The organism is Luteimonas sp. MC1782, from assembly GCF_014164605.1.
Lineage (GTDB): Bacteria > Pseudomonadota > Gammaproteobacteria > Xanthomonadales > Xanthomonadaceae > Luteimonas.
This window is the reverse complement of record NZ_JACJFT010000001.1, coordinates 251305-270076: the sequence shown is the minus strand read 5'-3', so window position 1 is coordinate 270076 and position 18772 is coordinate 251305. Positions and strand designations below refer to the sequence as shown.

Genomic DNA, 18772 nt, shown 5'->3' with positions numbered 1-18772 from the left:
ACAATGCCCGCCGAAGGGGAGTAGCTCCCAGCGTGCAGGCCGTCATTACGAGCAGCGATGCTCCGGTCCCACGGCAGCCCACCGGGCTGTGAGCAAGACCTTCGCCGCGATGGCGAAGGTGCGTCCCCGGATCTCCGAGCAAGGGTTCCGTGCCGCCTGCGTCCGCGGCCGACCTCTCCCCCTGCCCGGAAATCACGATGGAAACGATAGGCAATGTCTGGTTGTGGGCCGGTTTCTCCGGCCTGGTGCTGATCGCGCTGATGGTCGACCTGGTGCTGATGCGCCATGGCGGCGCGCACAAGGTCACGTTCAAGGAAGCGACGTGGTGGAGCCTGGGCTGGGTGGCCCTGGCGATGGCCTTCAATGCCGCCCTGTGGTGGTACATCGGCCAGACCGCCGGCCCCGACGAGGCCCGGCGCGTGGGCCTCGAGTTCCTCACCGGCTACCTGGTGGAGAAGGCGCTGGCCGTCGACAACATCTTCGTGTTCCTGATGTTGATGACCTACTTTGCCGTGCCCGAAGTGCAGCGCCAGCGCGTGCTGGTGATCGGCATCCTCGGCGCGATCGTGCTGCGCGCGATCCTGATCTTCGCCGGCGCCGCGCTGCTGGCCCAGTTCCACTGGATGCTCTACGTGTTCGGCGCGTTCCTGCTGCTGACGGGCGTCAAGATGTGGTTCGCCGCGGGCAAGGAGCCCGACCTGGAAAAGAATCCGTTGCTGCGCTGGCTCACCGCGCACGTGCCCTTCGTGCGCCGCTATCACGGCAGCGCGCTGTGGCTGGGCAGCGGCAGCCGTCGCAAGTTCACCCCGCTGTTCATCGTGCTGGTGATGATCGGCATCACCGACGTGATCTTCGCGGTGGACTCGATCCCGGCGATCTTCGCCATCACCACCGACCCGTTCATCGTGCTGACCTCGAACGTGTTCGCGGTGCTGGGCCTGCGCGCGATGTTCTTCCTGCTCGCCGGCATGGCCGAACGCTTCCACCTGCTGCCCTACGGCCTGGCAGTGGTGCTGGTGTTCATCGGCACGAAGATGCTGCTGATCGACGTGTACAAGATCCCGGTGCTGTGGTCGCTGGCCGTCGTGGCGATGATCCTGGCAGGTACCGTGGTGCTGAGCCTGGCGCGCCCGCGAGAGGTTGCGCCGTGATCAATGGCCTCGACGTTCCTGACCGCAACCTGCATGCGGATCTGTGTTGGAGAGTCCGTCGGCAGTACGTTCACGTTGCGACCGACAGCATGGGCCCCACTCATCCACTCCATGAGGTCGCTGCCATGAAACGCCTCCTGCTCGCCGCCGCGCTCGCCACCGTTGCCGTCTCCGCCACCGGCCTTGCCGAAGCGCGTGACAACCACCGCCATGACCGCCACGACCAGAAGGCCGAACGCGACTACTGGAAGGACCGCCAGAAGGCCGAGAGGCGCGCCCGCAAGGACTACGAGAAAGCCGAGCGCGACTACAGGAAGGCCGTCCGCGAGGACGAGAAGGCGTACCGCCGCTGGGCGCGCGGCCAGTACATCCCCGTCGAGTACCGGCAGCCGCGCTACTACGTGCATGACTACCGCAGCTACGGCTGGGACGCGCCGCCGGCCGGCTACACCTACGTGCGCCCTGATCCGCAGGACGACACCTACTACATGATCGAACTCGCCTCCGGGCTTGTCGCGCGCATCCTGGGCGACTGAGGGGCGGCCGCGCCCGCTAGCGGCGCGGCTTGCGCGAGCAGGCTCCTGCAAGGCGCTACAGCAGGAAGCAGCCCCGCGTCGGGCCGGGCGGGCGCACATCGCCGGCGGGGCGCAGCATCCTCACCACCTCCATGAGTTCGATCCACGCCTGGATCGGGTCTGCCGGCGCCGGCAGCCGCTGCACACCGCCCTCGCCCACCAGGACGACGCTGGGGCGATCAGCCACGGACTTCGTCGATGAGTGCTTCAAGCAGTTCCTCCCGTTCGAACAAGCGGAAGTACTCCCTCAGTGCCTCATGGTCGAGGGTTTCGTGGTGGGCGCGCAGCAGGGCGCGGATATCGTCAAGGTCCCGGGCCCGTGTCGGATCGTTGACGTACCCCTGAAGCTTGAACGCCACCAGGCCCTCTGCGCTGATTACCCGCAGCCGTCCCATCGGGGTGTCCCGTTCACCGGCGGCCGCCAGCAACTGCCGGGCAATCGGACGATGCGCGTACAACAGGTCGAGGCCGTCCTCGCCGCGCAGATAATTGGCGGCGTCCACGCTGCGATGGACGCACTGGTAGCCCAACTCCAGCAGGAACCCGTGCAACCGGTCGGCATCGTCGGCATCCACAAGAAAGTCGACATCGCGCGTTGCACGCACAACGTTGTGCGCGGCAAGCGCAAGCCCGCCGATCAACGCCGGAGGCGTCTGCAGCCGGGTGAAAGCGACGAGGGCTTCCCTGATCTGGTCAAGCAGGCTGGCCATGCGCGCATCGTAGCGCAGCAGGCCGCCGCGGCGACCTTCGCGCCAGCGCTCAAACGCACCCATGCCAGGAGCTGGGCGCGCGATTGTGGCGAGATCGGAGCGAACAAGCCTCGCACCGGGCTACCCTCCCGGTTCCGTCCAACGCGCCGCATCCAATGACCCATCGCCTGCTCCGCCACGCCGCCACCCTGTCCGCCCTGCTGCTGCTCGCCGCCTGCGGCAGCCCGCCGCCCTACAGCGGCGGTGACGTGGCCGAACTGCAGCGCATCGAAGTGACGACGGGCGAAGGCATTGCGGCCGCGGCCGGTGACGAGGTCAGCGTGCATTACACCGGCTGGCTCTACGACCAGCACGCGCCGGACAAGCGTGGCGCGAAGTTCGACAGCTCCCGCGATCGCGGCCAGCCCTTCGCGTTCGAGCTGGGCCGGGGCCGGGTGATCCGGGGCTGGGACGAGGGTGTGGTGGGCATGCAGGTTGGCGGCACACGTGAACTGCATATCCCCGCGTTCCTTGGCTACGGCGCCGAGGGCGCCGGCAGGACCATCCCGCCGGGTGCATCGCTGGTCTTCGAGGTGGAGTTGCTGGAGATCCGGAGGTAGCGCGCGCGGAATCTGCAGCGCCGAGTGCCCTCGCCCTGCGGATTAATGCACCGGCCGCCGGCGCGGATCGTGCGGCAGCTCCGGCGTAGAACGCTCGAGGATCCGCATCGATTCGGCATTGCGCTGTCGCCAGCGCTCTGTTTCAGCAGGCGAGACCTCGTGGATCACCGGGGGCGGTGGAGCCGAGGATGCACCCGGCACGGCCCGTGATTGCGCCGCCTCGGGCTGGAGGCGCTGCACTGTGGGGCGCCCCGTGGCGGACGCCGTGGGCTGCAGCGACGGCGCCAGGTTCTCAAAGATGCGCTGGAACTGGCTCGCCATGAACCACAGCAGCGCCAACGCCACAATCAGCTTTAGCGCTCCGATCGCGAAGCTGGTCCAGAGCATGTCGGACGCCAGCGAGCTGCGTCTCCGCTGTGGACCGCGCAGCCTGTCCTCCGCGGCCGCGACCAGGCGTTCGGCGGCATAGCGCCCGAATGCTCCGGCAGGTTCGCGCCAGCAGGAATCGGCCGATCCCGACCGACCAGAATCGATGGGGCCCGCGTTCGACGGGAGTGGCCCGAGCATGTCGCGCAGCTCATCGCCGTCGATCAGCTGCACGTGCCCGTGGCGGCTTGCCGCTTCGATGGCCGCCTTGGTGAACCCGCCGCTGGTCACCAGAATTGCTGCGGTGGCCTGCTCGTTCACCATGATTCCCAGCAGCTGGTGCACGTCGTTGTGAGGGACCTTGTACGCGTTCCAGTGCTTGCACTGGACGACGACCCTCTCGCCGTCACGGCGCAGCCGCAAGTCAACGCCACCGTCGAAGCGGCTGGCGCGCCCGCCAGTCCCGCAGTGATCGACCTCGTACCCTTCGCGGCTGTAATAGTCGGCCAGCAGCCGTTCGACGCGATCCCAAGGCTCCGCCGCCAGCGCGTCCCGGCTACGCACGGCGACACGCTTCAGCCCAAAGGCCATCCCTGTTCTCTCCTGTCTTCCTGCCCCGAAAAGCGCTTACGGCGAGGTCAGTCGCCCGCAGGCGTCACAACGCTTCGCTGGATCAGGCTCATAAGGAGTCTGCACCGGCGCCGGAGCTGTGGTCGCTGGCGGCGGGGCAACAGCTTCGGCGTGCACAGCGGCGGGCGGCGCGGCCGCCGGGGCCATTGCGACCGGGACAGCTTGCGGCACCACTACCGCTTGCGCGCCATCCGGCACGTAGATCGCAAGACCATTGCCGGTGCGGTTCATGATTGCGGACGAGATCCCGACGCCGTAAGCGCTGTTGCCGCTGACCCAGGCGTTGCCGCTACCTACGCTGCCGGCGTACTGGTTTCCCATGCCCTGCAGCAGGATGCCGTTGGCGCCCAGTGCCGCGGCTTCTTCCTTCATGCGCGCGATGACCGTGTTGGTCCGCTGCTGGTCCGTGAAATTGACCGCACCGCGATTGCTGGCTTCGAGCAGGGCGACCGTCTCGTAGCGCGGCGGCGGCTCGACATATAGCCGCACTTCCTCGGCGGAGATCGGCTCGCGAGCCTGCCCCACCAGCACATGTGACGATGCGCAACCCGAGAGTACGAGTGCGGCGAGAAATCCGATAACGAGCTTCATGGGACACCCTCCTTGTGAGTCCCTACCAGTGAGCAGGTCTCGTGCCAGCCACTCGGACCGTCTACCGGCGCAGAACTACTGACGGCGGGGCGAAGCCGCGGCAGAACGTGACCTTCTGCGTCGCGTGCACCCCAGTCCCACACCCCGCGAACGGTTCCGGCTCATCAATCTCTACCCCCAGCACCCGCGCCAGGCTCTCCTCGCTGCGCTCGGTGGTGAACTCCACCCACAGTGGCAGGTGCTCGCACATGCCCGGCGAGACGGGATCGCGCACGACAGCCCTGCTACAGATCGCAGTTCGGCGACAGCCGCACATCCCACTGGCGCGCAGCGGCCCGCATGCGCGCGACAAACGATTCGAGCGCACCCCAGATGGGCAGCGCCGAGTCGTCATCGGTCACCGCCGACAGCCCGGCGAACTCGTGATAGGCGTGATCAAGCTCGGAAGGCCCCTCGCCTACCGCCTCCCAGTGCTCGCGGCAGAGCGAAGGAATCCCGACCTGCTCTGCGACGAACTGGTTGCCCCACTCAAGGCAGGACCGCATGGTCGCCTCGGCGCCCGCGTCGTAGCCCGACAGGCGCAAGCGGCCAACTGTCTTGAAGTTGCCACCGTCCCGGTACATGTACCCGAAGATGCTGGTGTTGCAGTCCATGTCGTCCGTTTCCGCCATTGGATAGGCCTAGAGGGTAGAAACGGCGGGTCTCATTACCTGCGATGGCTAAGCAAGCCCCAGCACTTAAACGGCCAACGGATTTGCAGGCTCTGCACAACAGCGATCCGACGCTATCCTGGTCCCAGCAAAATCAGGGGATAGGAATGGTAGGACTACCGCGCGGACTGTTCGAACAACTCGTCACACAGACGCTCGAACAGGAACTTGGCGAAGTTGGGGCGGCGCATCACGTGCATCGCTCGCCGCTCCATCCCGAGGAGGCACCTGACCGCATTGCACTTCACCTTGCCACGCTCATCCGGCGCGCGATCGGTGGATTGGAGACTCGGCAGCGGGCAACCGTCGGCCTCGAGATTGCGCGGCGCCTCGTAGGCATCCTCGAAGTTGATGGCAAGGGGGTCGACATGGGCGACTCTCCTGCGACTGCAGGCGATGTGCTCCGCGCGATCACCGGGCTTCTGCCAGACGGGTCGCCGCCGCCTAGGTCGCGTCCCGCGACACCCCTACTCGACACAACGTTACTGACCAATGCCCCCGGCGAACCGCGGATCGGCTTTCAGCTCGGCACAGAAGTCGCCTCCGCTGATCGGATCGATGTGCTCATGGCCTTCGTCAGGCAGACAGGCATCCGCCCGCTACTGGACCGGCTCCGCCGCCACGTCGAAGACGGCAAGACACTCCGGTTGCTTACGACGACTTACACCAATTCAACAGAAGGCGCCGCCCTCGATGCACTGTGCGAGTTGGGCGCCGAGATCCGAGTGTCGTACGACACCACCATGACCCGCCTGCACGCGAAGGCGTGGTTGTTCCATCGCCACAGTGGCTACTCGACCGCATACATCGGCTCATCCAACCTGACGCACTCCGCCCAAGTCACCGGCCTCGAGTGGAACGTTCGCGTCTCCGGCGCGCGCAACCCGGACGTGATCGACAAGTTCAACGCGGTCTTCGAGAGCTACTGGAACAATTCGGACTTCCGCCCGTATGACGCCGGCGAATTTCACGAACTGACGCAGACAGCACCCAGCGGTCCACGCGTCTACCTCAGCCCTGTGGAGATCCGGCCCGAGCCGTTCCAAGCTCGCCTCCTTGAGCAGCTGGAGCTCGCGCGCTTTCAGGGCCGCCACCGGAACCTGCTGGTCGCTGCCACCGGCACCGGCAAGACCGTCATGTCGGCTCTGGATTACGTCCGGCTTCGTGCCCGACTGCCTCGCGCACGCCTGCTCTTCGTTGCACATCGACAGGAGATCCTCGACCAGGCGCTGCGGACGTTTCGCCATGCGCTTCGCGATGCTGCCTTCGGCGAGCTGTGGGTAGGCGGCGACAAGCCGCGGATGTTTGAGCACGTGTTCGCGTCGGTGGCCAGCTTGAGCGCATCCGGTGTCAATAAGCTTCCGGCGGACCATTTCGATGTCGTGATTGTTGACGAGTTCCACCACGCGGCCGCCAAGACGTACGACGCGCTCTTGCATCACTTGACGCCACGCGAGCTGCTTGGGCTCACCGCGACGCCGGAGCGCGCAGACGGCTTGCCGATCCTGCAATGGTTCGATGGCCGAATCGCCGCCGAGCTTCGGCTGTGGGATGCAATCGACCAACATCGGCTGTGCCCGTTCTCCTACTTCGGTGTCGCCGATGGCGTCGACTACAGCACCGTCTCCTGGCGTCGGGGCCGCGGCTACGACCTCTCGGAGCTGACCACCCTGCTAACGGCGGACCATGTGCTGGCGCGCCGCATCATCGCCAACGTGGTGCGCATCGTCCCGGATGCGAGGCAGATGCGTGCGCTGGGCTTTTGCGTGTCGGTCGCGCATGCGCAATTCATGGCACAGCAATTCAACGCTGCCGGTCTTCCGTCCAAGGCGATCTGGTCGGACACCCCTGACGACGTCCGCCGCCAGTCCTTGGCTGATCTTGGCGCGGGGCGGCTGCGAGTGCTGTTCTCGGTGGATCTGTTCAACGAGGGAGTCGATATCCCCACTGTCGACACCCTTATCATGCTGCGGCCAACTGACAGCGCCACCATCTTCTTGCAGCAGCTCGGTCGTGGCCTTCGCCGTGAGCCGAACAAGTCGATGTGCACAGTCGTCGACTTCATTGGGCATCACCGCAAGGAATTCCAGTTCCAACGTCGGTTTGGTGCGTTGCTGCCCGGAGGCCGTCAGAAGCTAGTGCAGCAGATCGAAGGCGAGTTCCCGTTCCTGCCCAGCGGCTGCCACATGCAGCTGGACCCCGTCGCCAGCAAGCTGGTGGTGGACAACATCCGAGAGAGCCTGCCCACGCGCTGGCCAGAGAAGGCGCGAGAGCTCAGCCGCGTCGCGGAGGGCGATCGCGAGATTACCCTCGCCCGCTTCCTTGACGCTTCCGGACTCAGCCTTGAGGACATCTATGCCGGCCAGCATTGCTGGTCAGACCTGCTCGAGGCCGGTGGCTTGCCTACTGCGCCCGCAGGTCCGCACGAAGCCATCCTACGGCGCGCGCTTGGGCGCCTCCTGCACGTCGATGACCACCAGCGGATTGGCGCCTACCGTGACTGGACCGAGCGGAACCAGCCTCCGAAGATCGACGAGGCGGATCTGCTTAACCGCCGTCTGGCTCACATGTTGGCCGCCGTTCTCACCGAATCTATCCCAGGTGCCCCAGATAGCCTGGATGAGGCGCTCGCGCTGATCTGGAGCCATACGCAGGTCGTTGTAGAGCTGGGGCAACTCATGGATGTGCTGGAGCGGCGGATTGACCATTTGCACTCGGCGCTGCCATCGCACCCGGACGTACCGCTACAGATCCATGCCCGCTATACGCGACGAGAGATTCTTGCCGCCTTCGGCAATGGGCAAGACCTCAGGCTCGCGGAATGGCGCGAAGGCTCGCGATGGCTTGAGCCGCACCGTGTCGACCTACTCGCCTTCACCTTGGACAAGACCAGCGAGCACTTCTCGCCAACGACCCGCTATCGGGATTACGCGATCAGTCCCTCACTGCTGCACTGGGAGAGTCAGTCGACGATCCGGGAAGCGAGTCCTACTGGCCGCCGCTACCAAACGCACAAGGCACAGGGGACCCACGTGCTGCCCTTCGCGCGGCTGACCACCGACGACCGAGCCTTCTGGCTGCTCGGCCCCGCCCACTTTGTCTCCAGCGAGGGGGAGCGCCCGATGGCCATCACCTGGAGCCTCGAGAATCCTCTGCCTGGCGACCTATATGCGAAGTTCGCCGCTGCGGTCAGCTAGGCGCATTCGTACCAGTGCCCCGTGGATCGATCGAGCTAATGCGTGTCCCGTAGAGCAGTGCCCCGGGAAATAAGGAGCTTGGAACGTGACTAACCACCTGAATTTTTTTGTGCCCTATGAATCTGCCACGTCATGGCATGAGAATCAGCTAACGCGCGCATTGCTGGTCGTCCTGCGCTACAGCCCGATAGCCCATCAAGCATGGCTGCACCTCGTTGCACCCGAACGCTCCCTACAGACGTTGCCAAAAGCGGAGTTCGCGACACAGCGGCAGCGCATCATGACGGGACCGCCAGGTGCGGAAGGCGACGCAATCCCGGGCATAAGCGTCTGGTTGGCCCCAGATGCAGAGAGGGTCCGCGCCTCAGTTGAGGCCTCTGACCGACAGCAGGTTCTTGACGCCATCATCTCCTACGGCAGCGACCTAGTTATCGTTGTTGAAAACAAGATCAGCTGGCGCGGCCCTACGGAACAGGCGCACCGCATCAATCTCCACGGCGCGCCCGTTAAATTCGACGAGCAGCCTCGATCGGTGCAGTGGCAGCATCTTCTGGAGATCCTGGCCGATCTAGTTGAGCGTGACTTGGTGCATGGTGCGGAACGTCTCTTGATCGGCGACTTCCTTGATCTTGTAGACGACTACTTCCCTCACATCGGCCCATATTCGACGCTCGGCCGGTGCGGAAGTCACGCCTTCCGACTAGAGCGTCGCCTCGATGTCGTTCAAGGGGTAGTGGTCGGCATCGACAAGGGAAAGGGTACGGGTTGGCGAGACATCGCCGGCACGCCGAAGATATTCATGGCGTGGTTAGGCTTCATCGGGGACGACAGCACGGTAAGGCTGCGAATGTATCCCGCCGATACCCTTGGACAGGCGCGGGCATTCTACGGCGACCCAGAGTCTGTCGATTTGGTCCTGGCGCTGCGATCGGAAGGATGGCGAGTTGAGCCCAACTTCCATTGGGGCTTCATGGCCGGCGGCTATGCATGGTCTGACACGCGTCTGCCTGCCGACGAGTATTGCGCCTACTGGGTAGAACGCATTGCTGGTACTCGCGAACTTCCCCGGACCGACTGGGATTCCTACTGGACCAAATTGGAGGCAGATGGCATCGTCGAGCCAACTGCGAAGGCTGCGTTCGACCGCGAGTTCACCGCAAGCCAACGCCAGAAGGCTCATCCGCGCCCCGGCATCTTCTGTGAGTTCAGCTGGCCGCTTCCGGAAGCGGCTCAGATGGATGATCGCGGGACGTTTACTGAGACCATCCGTGCACGCATGAACCAGTTGCTCGGCGCCCTAGGTGCTCCTGAGGTGCGTGCGCGAGGCGCCTAAACATGGGTGTAATGACCCAGTGATTTCCTGCTCAGGTGTAACCTTTTCGAGGAGACACGAATGAGTGCGGTGATGGAAGAAGAGATCAAGCGTTGGACGGCCCGCCGGAAGTCAGCGCTGGTGCTGGAGATCATCCAGGGCAGGACCACTGTGTCGGAGGCAAGGCGGCAGTTCGACCTGACGCCGTCGGAGATCGAGGGCTGGGTCGACGACGCCAAGCGCGGCATGGAGAACGCCCTGCGGGCGCAGCCCGAAGACGTCCGGGAGCAGTACGAGCGGCAGCTCAAGGATCTACGTTCGCAGGCGCATCGTATCCACATTGCATTTCTGCCTCTAACTGCCGTAGCCGGAGTCGAGAGAGAGCGCATCTAACACGATCGACTCAGCTGACATCAATCTAGTCTGTGCGATTTCGCGTGCGCGCGCCGATGAGAAGTTGGTCGCGAGAGATGACACTTCATGACCGTACCCTGATATACGCCCATCTAGTTCAACTCGCTCACCTCGAGCAATCGCGACCAGTCCGCGCAGATCGTTCGGCCTACCTACTGGGTCATCCGCCGGTTCTCCCAAGCCCCTAAGTGCTATGTGCACCTCAAGATCAGCGGAAATTTCTGCCCCCCCCAGTAGCGCCATCGCTGCAGCGGCCTCAGGCACGTCACCTTGCCTAAGAGCTAATAACTGTGTCGCCGCCGCGACCGCTGGCCCCGGAGTCAAAGCAAGACCCGAGAACTCGTCGTTCAAAGCTTCGCACACGACCCTGGCCTCAAAAAGCTCATCAACGCCCTGTGTGAACTGAACGATGGATACCAGATCAGCCTTGCTAGAAAAATATAAAGCGCGATTAATCGCGAACCTAGCGCCTTGGACCTGCCAGCGTCGGGAAACAGAGAGCGGATCGCCCGCGACACCTTTAGAAATTACGCTGTCAAGCAGTGACATTATTTGGTTTCGACATCCCTTCGCAGCGCTCACGACATCGTCGACCCGATCAGAGCGATATTTGAGAACGACCCTCCAATCGTTCTTAAAGAACCCCACAACTCGACGCCTCCAATCGGCATCTCTGCTGGCGAACATCAGCTGATCAAGTGGCAAGTAGATGTCATGAGCGCGAAGAGACTCGCCGAGCAGGCCCAATTGGTCTGGATTTCTTGCGAGATAGAGCTTAATCCGGAACTTGAGGTCACGGAGACAATCACCACCTCCGTCCACCGAACGCATTGTGGCAGTTTGGTACCCCTGCCACGCTTGAGCGTCCGCGATCGAGTCCTTCTTTGGATTCCTCTTAAGCCCAAGTGACCCAAGATGGCAATCCAAAGTTGAGAGCGCGCTGTCCACTTCGTCAGCTTTGACAACCATTACAACGTCATCGACGTAGCGGAAGTAGCGGGAAGGGAATTTCAGCCTCAAGCCACTGTCCAGCGAATGGAGATACACAGAAGCAAGAGCATGAGATAGCTCCAGCCCCACCTGGAGCCCTCCTGTTGCAACCGAAATCGCCCGCCTTGCAGCCGATTCCACAACCCTCAGATTTCGAGGCGTTGCGAGAGCAGTTTTGGCAAAGCGACCAAGTAACTTTTCAAGTGCCGCCATTCCATCAACGGAAGGGTAGAAGTTCTCGATATCGGCAACAACAGCGACGGAATCGCCAGTGGCGAGGGCGGCAAAAATAGCGTCGTTCCGCTCCCGGTAGCCATCAGCGAAGTATTCAAAACTACGCCCATAGTCACGGCTGGGGGGAGGTCGATAGCTAAACACATCCTCCTGTTTGGCGAGCACACCTGACCCGTGAAGTAACGCGAGCGCAAACGTATCAGCGAGTACGCTAGTGGGAGAGGGGAGGGAATAGTCGCGATAGGTGGTCCGCCCAGCCCCATTGGACTTGAAGCGCTTAAGTGAGAGCACACGATCATGCTTCCTAACCGTAGCCTGCATGACCAATGCATCAATGACCGACTCCCGACGCGACTGCTCGACAGACTCAAGTAACATTCTTAGAGCTACATACGACGGCAAGTGCGTCGAACGAAGGTAGTTAAGAGTCCGCAGGACTAGAACATCAGTATTCATCAGCTCAATGAGCCTGGTTCTGCTCTTAGCACTTGAACGCCAGAGTGGACTTCGCACGATAAAACCGGATCAAAAAACCTATACCGCACTCCGGGATCGGACTTGCCTCCAGTGAACTTTAACCAACTTGCTAAGCGGGAGAGTACTTCTCCGAAAACGGAGAGAGTTCGAACTGCCCTGTTAGAGGTGGGCTCGACCCAACACACTGAGTAAGGCTCAGCTATTCGCCCGACGAATTGGCCTAGAAAATGGTGGAATTTCTCACTCAAATTGCAATCGCTCAGCGCATCACTAAAGTTGCTGACAAGCAAGAAAACTTGGTCGCATCCCGCCGCCATGTTCACTAGTGTGTCGATAAAGCTAGAGGAACTTCTGATGTCCGTTGCGTCCCAGACTTGTGAGCGAAACGTCACATCCACGCGCTGATCTTTGAGATAACCCGCCATATCGGCGGCTAGATTTTGGAAGTGCTCCATTCCTCGCATCGAGATGTCTCCACCCAAGACATCGACGCGCAGGTCCGTTGTCGGCAAGAGACTATTTTTGCGCTGCTCATATAGTGCGGATAGAAGTCCTAGTGATCCGGCGCCGGATCCACAAGGTACTTCGACAAGTAGAACGCGTCCGTCGGCGAAGAACTGATGAATGAGATACGACACGTCCTCAAGGACATTTAGAGGATCAATGCAAACGTAAATAGTGCGCGCTGCCGAGTTGGAAAATTGGCCGGCAAAATGACGGTCGCTCTCGTCGCGACCGGCACCACCAGTTTCCCCTCGACTTCGACTTTCTCGAGCTGAATCTAGAAGGCCCTCGCTACCCAGACGCCCCACATATCGCTCAGCAAGCGCATCACCTATTCGAAGCAAATCTCCATCCCACAAAGCCTTACACGGCATGACTCCCCCTTTGCCAGTTCGCCCTTATCGGTAGCCGCGTGGCGGTCGCACTACATATTTCGCCGATACTCCCCACCCACGTCATACAACGCATGGCTGATCTGCCCCAGGCTATGCGTCTTCACCGCCTCCATCAGCGCTTCGAACACATTGCGCCTCTCCCGCGCCGTGTTCTGAAGGTACGCGAGGCCATGGCCGTCGTGCACCATCGCAGGCTCCTCATCCGCCGCCGCCTGGTGCGCGTGTGACGTCTCGCCGGCCGGCGCCAGGGCGTTGCGCCCCTGCTGCCACAGCTCAACGTTCTCGATCTGCTGCCCCTTCTCTTCTTCCGTTGAGCGGATCAGTTCGATCTCGGTCGCGATTTCGCCGGCGTGCTCCTTCGGCAGGAACGTGTTCACGCCCACCAGCGGCAGGCTGCCGTCGTGCTTCTTGTGTTCGTAGTACAGGCTCTCTTCCTGGATCTTGCCGCGCTGGTACATGGTGTCCATGGCGCCCAGCACGCCGCCGCGCTCGCTGATGGCTTCGAACTCCTTGTACACGGCCTCTTCCACCATGCCGGTCAGGTAGTCGACGGCAAAGCTGCCCTGCCAGGGGTTCTCGTTGAAGTTGAGCCCCAGCTCCTTGTTGATGATCATCTGGATGGCCACGGCGCGGCGCACGCTCTCTTCGGTCGGCGTGGTGATGGCTTCGTCGTAGGCGTTGGTGTGCAGGGAGTTGCAGTTGTCGAACAGGGCGTACAGCGCCTGCAGCGTGGTGCGGATGTCGTTGAACTGGATCTCCTGCGCGTGCAGGCTGCGGCCGCTGGTCTGGATGTGGTACTTCATCATCTGGCTGCGTTCGTTGGCGCCGTAGCGCTCGCGCATGGCGCGCGCCCAGATGCGGCGGGCCACGCGGCCGATCACGGTGTACTCGGGGTCCATGCCGTTGGAGAAGAAGAACGACAGGTTGGGCGCAAAGTCGTCGATCTTCATGCCCCGCGCCAGGTAGTACTCGACGATCGTAAATCCGTTGCTGAGCGTAAAGGCCAGCTGGCTGATCGGGTTCGCGCCGGCTTCGGCGATGTGATACCCGCTGATGCTCACCGAGTAGAAGTTGCGCACGCCGTTGTCGACAAAGTACTGCTGGATGTCGCCCATCATCCGCAGCGCGAACTCGGTGCTGAAGATGCAGGTGTTCTGCGCCTGGTCCTCTTTCAGGATGTCGGCCTGCACCGTGCCGCGCACGGTCTTGAGCGTTTCGGCCTTGATGCGGGCATACGTCTCCGCATCCACCATCTCGTTGCCGGTCACGCCCAGCAGGCCCAGGCCCAGCCCATCATTGGTCGGCGGCAGCTCCCCGTGATAACGCGGCCTCTGCTTCCCTTCAAACACCTTCGCGAGAGTCCGCTCTGCAGCCTCCCAGCGCGCCGGATCCGCCTTCAGGTACTTCTCCACCTGCTGGTCGACGGCGCAGTTCATGAACATCGCCAGGATCATCGGCGCGGGGCCGTTGATGGTCATCGACACGCTGGTGGTGGGCGCGCACAGGTCGAAGCCGGAGTACAGCTTCTTCATGTCGTCGAGCGTGGGCACGTTGACGCCGGAGTTGCCGATCTTGCCGTAGATGTCCGGGCGCGGCGCCGGGTCTTCGCCGTACAGCGTGACCGAGTCGAACGCTGTGGACAGCCGCGCGGCCGGCTGGCCGACGGACAGGTAATGGAACCGCCGATTGGTCCGCTCCGGCGTGCCCTCACCGGCAAACATCCGGATCGGGTCCTCCCCGGTGCGCCGATACGGATACACCCCACCCGTATACGGATAGCTGCCCGGCAGGTTCTCCTTGCCCAGGAACGTCAGCAACTCACCCCAGCTCTTGTACGTCGGCGCCGCGATCTTCGGAATCTTCTGGTGGCTCAGCGACTCCCGATAGTTCTCCACCCGGATCGCCCTGCCCCGCACCTCATACTCGGTCACCTCATCGGTAATCGACTTCAGGCGCTGCGGCCAGGCGCGCAGCAGGTTCAGCGAATCGGGCGTGAGCGACTGCAGCGCGTCGTTGTAGCGCTGGCGGAGCGTCAGCAGGCTGCGATCCACCACCCCCGCATCGCTTTCCTTCGCGTCTTCGCGCCTTCGCGAGACAACATCCCCCATCCCGTAAAGATCCAGCGCCGCTGGCAGCGCCGGATCACCCAACTCCTGCAGCGACTGCCAGAACGCCTGCGCCCGATCCGCGGCTTCCGCCTGCTTCTCGATGCTGGCGTTGATCGCCCTGCCCTGCTCCGCGATCTCCGCGAGATACCGCACCCGCGCCCCCGGAATCAGCACCGTAGCCCGCGGCTCCTTCAACGTCGTATCCAGCTTCGGAGTCCACTTCTCCGCCGGCAGCGACAGCTTCTCCCGCAACAACCGGCACAGGTTGGCAAACATCCAGCTGATGCCGGGGTCGTTGAACTGGCTGGCGATGGTGGGATAGACCGGCACGTCCTCGTCGGCGGTCTTGAACGCGACGCGGTTGCGCTTCCACTGCTTGCGGATGTCGCGCAGCGCGTCTTCGGCGCCGCGCTTGTCGTACTTGTTGAGCACGATCAGCTCGGCGAAGTCGATCATGTCGATCTTCTCCAGCTGGCTGGCCGCGCCGTAATCAGAGGTCATGACGTACATCGGGAAGTCGACCATGTCGACGATCTCCGAGTCCGACTGGCCGATGCCCGCGGTCTCCACGATCACCAGCCCAAAGCCCAGCCCGCGCAGGTAGGCAATGCAGTCCTTGAGCACCGCGTTGGTGGCCACGTTCTGCCGCCGCGTGGCCATGGAGCGCATGTACACGCGATGCGAGCGCAGCGAGTTCATGCGGATGCGGTCCCCGAGCAGCGCGCCGCCGCTGCGGCGGCGGGTGGGATCCACCGAGATCACCGCGATGCGGATGTCCGGGAAGCTCGACAGGAAGCGGTTGAGCAGCTCATCGGTGACCGACGACTTGCCTGCCCCGCCGGTGCCGGTGATGCCGATCACCGGGGCATGCGTGCCGACGTCCCACTGGCGGCGCAACGCGGTGAGCTCGGCCTCGCTGTAAGTGCCCGCCTCGATCGCCGACAGCGCGTGGCCGATGGCGACCTGGTCCGGATCCACGTGCGACGGGCCAATGCGGGCGATCACGTCGTCAGCCGGCGGCAGGTGGGCCTGGCCGCGCTGCTCGCGGGCGGCGGCAACGCGGGCGACCACGTCCTCGATCATCTCCACCAGGCCCAGCTTCATGCCGTCGTTGGGGTGGTAGATGCGCTCGACGCCGTAGTCCTGCAGCTCGCGGATCTCCTCCGGGGTGATGGTGCCGCCACCGCCGGCGACCACGCGGATGTGGCCTGCGCCGTGCTCGCGCAGCATGTCGACCATGTACTTCATGTACTCGACGTGCCCGCCCTGGTAGCTGGACAGGGCGATGGCGTCGGCATCCTCCTGCAGCGCGGCGCGCACCACGTCTTCCACCGAGCGGTTGTGGCCGAGGTGGATAACCTCCGCGCCCTGCGCCTGGATCAGCCGCCGCATGATGTTGATGGCGGCGTCGTGGCCGTCGAACAGGCTGGCGGCCGTGACGAAGCGCAGCGGGCTGGTTTCAGGCTGCGCGGTCGGGACATGCTGGCTGGCGGGAACGCTCATCGGGGGGCAATCCGTACAAATCGTGGGTACGGCCCGATTGTATCCCGCGCTATTCCGCGACGTCGGCCAGCGCGCCCAGCTCCTCTTCCATCTGCAGCAGCAGCGTGTTCAAGCGCTGCAGGCGCGCGCGGCCGGTGCGCGCGGTGGACAGCAGCTCGGCCAGGCGCCGCAGTCGCGTGACCTGTTCGCGGGCCTCGTGGCTGACCAGGCGCTCGTCCATCTGCGCGTCTTCCAGGCGCGGCAGCGAGGGCGCGGCCACCAGGTAGCGCTCGATGACCAGGCACAGGTGGTGCGCGCGCTCGGTGTCGCCCTTGGTCCAGGGTGCCGCGGTGCCCACCACCTCCTGCTCCCAGGCCTCGAAGCTGGTGCGCGGGCCGATCTTGCCGCCGTCCGGATCCACCTGGAACGGGCGGTCGGGTCGCCCGGCCCAGCGCACGGTTTCGCGCTGCTCGGCGCGGAACAGCAGCAGCCAGTCGTCGCTGCCTTCACCCAGCGGCATGCTGAACAGCCCGCAGGGGCCGGACGCGTCATCGCTGGACCATTCGTTGCAGCTGCGCGCGGTGGCCGGGCCGCGGCGACCCTGGCCGCGCGCCCACTGCAGCGCCGCCACGAGCCCGGGGGCATCGGGCACCACGCCATGGGCGCGCAGCTCGCCGCCGATGTGCAGCGCCACGCCGTCGGCGCGCATCGCGCCCAGCAGCAGGCCGAGGTTGTCCAGCAGGATCTCCGAGGGCACCTGCGCGGCGCGCAGCAGCGCTTCCAGCGCGTTGCGCTGCGCGCGCAGGGTGTCGTCGCGGCGCGCGCGGGCGCGCAGCTCGCTGGCATCGAGGATCATCGACACGTGGCGCCCCACCATGTCCAGCGCCTGGCGCTGGCGCGCGCCGATCGGGCGCGGGGCATCGTGGTGGCAGGCCACCAGTCCCCACAGCTGGCCGTTGACCACCAGCGAGATCGACATGGACGCGGCCACGCCCATGTTGTGCAGGTATTCCACGTGCACCGGCGCCACCGCGCGCAGCACGTCGAAACTCATGTCCAGCGGCGCGCCCAGCGACGGCAGCTGGTGCACCGGCACCGGCGTGCAGCGGGTGTCGGCGATCACCCGCAGGCGGTTGCGCACGTACAGCCCGCGCGCCTGCGGCGGGATGTCGGACGCGGGAAAGCGCAGCCCCGCATACGAGGCCATGCCGCCGGCCAGCGCCTCGGCGACGACTTCGCCGGTGTGGTCGCGCAGGAACCGGTACACCATCACCCGCCCGTAGCCCGACAGCGCCTGCACCTTGTGCGCCACCGCGTCGAGGAAATCCTTTCCGCCGGAGGCTTCGTCCAGGCCGGTGACCACCAGGTGCCCGCCCTCCAGCGGCGGCGCCAGGCCCGCGGGCTGCAGCTCGACGTGCACCAGGTCGCCCATGGCATGCGTGGACAGCTCGTGCATGGCGCCCATCGGCCCGACGTTGATGATGCCGGCGAACTGCGACAGCCCGCCCACGCCGCGCGCGAGCACCGCGTCGATCGCGTCCAGCGGGCCGCTGTCGAGCAGCGTTTCCACGGGCTGGCCGAGCATGGCGTCGATGCCGTCCACTTCGAACAGGTCCACCGCGTTGGCGGACACGGCGACGATGCGGCGGTCCGTCCGGCCGAACACCACCAGCACGCCGGGCGGCTGGATGGCGCCGATGATGTGGATGGGTTCCTGGGCGCAGGTGTCCAGCGCGCGCTGCAGCACGGGATCGATGTTCATGCGACCACCACTCCATGTGGGTCGAGATTGCGATGCACCATGGCGAACCCGCGGCGCGCACCACGCACGGCATCGGCCACGGCCTCGGCGGGCAGCGCGTCCAGCAGGCCGGCGAAACAGCGCCAGCGCCGCGGATCACGCGCCAGGTGGCGCATGAAGCGCCGTGCGCCGGCGACCTCGGGATGCGACCGCTCCAGCGCGTCGACATCACGCGCCAGCACGCGCGCGCCCAGCGCGGAGCCTTCCATCACGTAGCAGCCGCCCAGCCATTCGGCGGGCGTGACGGCACCGGCGACCGCGCTGCTGCACGCAGGCGCGTGCAGCGCGGCGAGGTCGGCGCGCAGGAAATCGACGCGCTCGCTGTCGCGCCAGCAGGCCAGTTCCGCCGGCCACGTGGGCGACCAGCTGTCGGCCAGCCACTGCGCCAGCGGCAGCAGCGCGCCGAGGTAGCGCGTGTAGTCCTCGAAGCCGTGCAGCCCGTCGGGCAGCGCGGCGTCCAGCGCCTCATGCGTGGCACGGGTGGCGGCGCGCACTTCTCCCAGCGCTCCCGCGTGGCGCATGCCGA

General features: G+C 64.5%; 16 protein-coding genes. 6 read left to right on the top strand and 10 right to left on the bottom strand.

The annotated features are described in order from the left end of the window. The first annotated feature begins 197 nt into the window (after positions 1-197). Together H5368_RS01295 and H5368_RS01290 are read left to right on the top strand one after the other, a co-directional pair. On the top strand, positions 198-1151 hold the full coding sequence (locus H5368_RS01295; RefSeq protein ID WP_182820607.1) for a TerC family protein: 954 nt from the start codon (positions 198-200) through the stop codon (positions 1149-1151). Between the two features lie 125 nt (positions 1152-1276). Beyond that, positions 1277-1687, top strand: coding sequence for an RcnB family protein (locus H5368_RS01290; RefSeq protein ID WP_182820606.1), 411 nt, complete (start codon positions 1277-1279; stop codon positions 1685-1687). Positions 1688-1742: 55 nt separating this feature from the next. Here H5368_RS01290 and H5368_RS01285 read toward each other — a convergent pair whose 3' ends face one another. Next, positions 1743-1913, bottom strand: a complete 171-nt coding sequence (locus tag H5368_RS01285) for a hypothetical protein (RefSeq protein WP_182820605.1) — start codon at positions 1911-1913, stop codon at positions 1743-1745. Beyond that, positions 1906-2499, bottom strand: coding sequence for a nucleotidyltransferase family protein (locus tag H5368_RS01280; protein WP_182820604.1), 594 nt, complete (start codon positions 2497-2499; stop codon positions 1906-1908). Before H5368_RS01280 ends, H5368_RS01285 begins: the two co-directional genes overlap by 8 nt. 92 nt (positions 2500-2591) lie before the next feature. Between H5368_RS01280 and H5368_RS01275 the strand changes: the two genes are divergently transcribed. Continuing rightward, on the top strand, positions 2592-3035 hold the full coding sequence (locus H5368_RS01275) for an FKBP-type peptidyl-prolyl cis-trans isomerase (RefSeq protein WP_182820603.1): 444 nt from the start codon (positions 2592-2594) through the stop codon (positions 3033-3035). A gap of 42 nt (positions 3036-3077) precedes the next feature. Here the strand turns inward: H5368_RS01275 and H5368_RS01270 are convergent, their stop codons facing one another. The 4 genes from H5368_RS01270 to H5368_RS01255 form a co-directional block, all read right to left on the bottom strand. Beyond that, the gene (locus H5368_RS01270) at positions 3078-3992 is read right to left on the bottom strand and encodes a restriction endonuclease (RefSeq protein ID WP_182820602.1); all 915 of its coding nucleotides are present in this window, start codon (positions 3990-3992) and stop codon (positions 3078-3080) included. A gap of 36 nt (positions 3993-4028) precedes the next feature. Continuing rightward, entirely contained in the window at positions 4029-4622 is a 594-nt protein-coding gene (locus H5368_RS01265) for a hypothetical protein (protein WP_182820601.1), read from the bottom strand. Between the two features lie 61 nt (positions 4623-4683). Further along, positions 4684-4896 (bottom strand): hypothetical protein, encoded by a 213-nt coding sequence (locus H5368_RS01260; protein ID WP_182820600.1) that lies wholly within the window; start codon positions 4894-4896, stop codon positions 4684-4686. A gap of 10 nt (positions 4897-4906) precedes the next feature. Continuing rightward, positions 4907-5275 carry a hypothetical protein gene (locus H5368_RS01255; protein ID WP_182820599.1) on the bottom strand — a complete coding sequence of 123 codons (369 nt, stop codon included), beginning with the start codon at positions 5273-5275 and terminating at the stop codon, positions 4907-4909. A gap of 164 nt (positions 5276-5439) precedes the next feature. Between H5368_RS01255 and H5368_RS01250 the strand changes: the two genes are divergently transcribed. The 3 genes from H5368_RS01250 (at position 5440) to H5368_RS01240 (ending at position 10234) form a co-directional block, all read left to right on the top strand. Next, positions 5440-8529 (top strand): DUF3427 domain-containing protein, encoded by a 3090-nt coding sequence (locus H5368_RS01250; RefSeq protein ID WP_182820598.1) that lies wholly within the window; start codon positions 5440-5442, stop codon positions 8527-8529. 85 nt (positions 8530-8614) lie between these two features. After that, on the top strand, positions 8615-9862 hold the full coding sequence (locus tag H5368_RS01245) for a hypothetical protein (RefSeq protein ID WP_182820597.1): 1248 nt from the start codon (positions 8615-8617) through the stop codon (positions 9860-9862). A gap of 60 nt (positions 9863-9922) precedes the next feature. After that, positions 9923-10234, top strand: a complete 312-nt coding sequence (locus H5368_RS01240) for a DUF1153 domain-containing protein (protein WP_255486276.1) — start codon at positions 9923-9925, stop codon at positions 10232-10234. Here the strand turns inward: H5368_RS01240 and H5368_RS01235 are convergent. The 4 genes from H5368_RS01235 to H5368_RS01220 all read right to left on the bottom strand — a co-directional run bounded on the left by H5368_RS01235 (position 10196) and on the right by H5368_RS01220 (position 18767). Further along, positions 10196-11644 carry an RNA-directed DNA polymerase gene (locus tag H5368_RS01235; RefSeq protein ID WP_182820596.1) on the bottom strand — a complete coding sequence of 483 codons (1449 nt, stop codon included), beginning with the start codon at positions 11642-11644 and terminating at the stop codon, positions 10196-10198. The two genes, H5368_RS01240 and H5368_RS01235, sit on opposite strands and share 39 nt — an antisense overlap. A 1240-nt stretch (positions 11645-12884) precedes the next feature. Next, positions 12885-16466 (bottom strand): methylmalonyl-CoA mutase family protein, encoded by a 3582-nt coding sequence (locus tag H5368_RS01230; protein ID WP_182820595.1) that lies wholly within the window; start codon positions 16464-16466, stop codon positions 12885-12887. A 49-nt stretch (positions 16467-16515) separates the two neighbouring features. Beyond that, positions 16516-18207 (bottom strand): GAF domain-containing protein, encoded by a 1692-nt coding sequence (locus H5368_RS01225; RefSeq protein WP_182820594.1) that lies wholly within the window; start codon positions 18205-18207, stop codon positions 16516-16518. After that, positions 18204-18767, bottom strand: coding sequence for a biliverdin-producing heme oxygenase (locus H5368_RS01220; RefSeq protein WP_220486460.1), 564 nt, complete (start codon positions 18765-18767; stop codon positions 18204-18206). Before H5368_RS01220 ends, H5368_RS01225 begins: the two co-directional genes overlap by 4 nt. Positions 18768-18772: the final 5 nt, after the last annotated feature.